The sequence below is a fragment of the Actinoalloteichus spitiensis RMV-1378 genome, from assembly GCF_000239155.1.
GTDB classification, from domain to species: Bacteria; Actinomycetota; Actinomycetes; order Mycobacteriales; family Pseudonocardiaceae; genus Actinoalloteichus_B; species Actinoalloteichus_B spitiensis.
The window spans coordinates 1-1,004 of the sequence record NZ_AGVX02000823.1 but is presented as its reverse complement, the minus strand read 5'-3'; the positions used below and the strand labels follow the sequence as shown (position 1 = coordinate 1,004).

Here is a 1,004-nt window from a genome sequence, read left to right as displayed (position 1 = left end):
CCGCCTCCGCCTCCGCCTCCGCCTCCGCCTCCGCCGGAGCCCGCACCGCCGCCACCGGAGCTCCCCGAGCTCGGGGAGCCGGGGGAACCGGGTGGGGCTCCGTGCGGATCGGCGCCGTTCGCGGCGGAGTTCGGGGTGACCGGGGGAGGACCACCGGACTCCGCGCCGATGGCGGCCCCCAGGGCGTGCAGCGACCCGATGTCCACCCGTTCCGCGCCGGAGAGCCGGTCGGCCAGCGCCGCCAGTTCGTCCCGAACACGGCCGAGTTCGTCGGCGCTGCGCACCACGTAGCCGTCGGCGACGTCCGTGGCCTGGCCCATCGCGGTGGTCAGCGCGAACGGGTTCCCGAAGCTCTGCGCGGCGAGCCCCGCGCGCAGGATCGGCGTCACCGCGTCCACGCATTCCTCGACGAGCCCCTCGATGGTCCCCCGGCCGCGTTCCACGGCGGCCACCGCCTCGGCGGCGACGTCCCGCAGCAGGGCGCAGTTCACCGCGATGGCGCTCAGCGCGCCGTCCACCTCGGACGCGCGCTCCTGGAAGACGTTCGCCTTCTCCCCGTACCAGCCGGCCAACGCCGCGGTGGCCGCCGCCGTGTGATCGGCTCCGGCGTCCTCCAGCTCGGCGAGAGCGGAGCCGGCTGCCTCCGAGGCCGCCGTGGCGCCGCCCAGGTCGCCGTCCAGTTGTTCCAGGTGCTCCCGCATGGGTGCCACCAGCCCGGCGACGACGCCGGCCACATCGCTCATCAGTCCCCCCGTGCGGCTTCCCGCCATTCGTGGGAAGCCAGCTCACCACTCGACCGGTCTTCTCGGTCGAAGGATGCCGACACGCTCGTGCCCCCCGCACGCGCGCTCGTCCCTCAGGCGCGCTCCGCGGCCCTCAGGTTGGCGGCCTCGTCCTCGTCCTGCCGCAGGTACCCGCTGAGCGAGTCACCCACGGCGGCGGCGAGCCCACCGAGCCCCTCCCCGGCGGCCGTCACCGCCGTCGTGGTCTCCCGCGCCACCCGG

At 75.9% G+C, this 1,004-nt stretch carries 1 pseudogene; it reads right to left on the bottom strand.

From position 1 onward, the window contains the following. Nucleotides 1-743, bottom strand: a pseudogene (locus ACTIDRAF_RS0225695) (C40 family peptidase); the annotation flags it as partial. Nucleotides 744-1,004 lie beyond the last annotated feature (261 nt).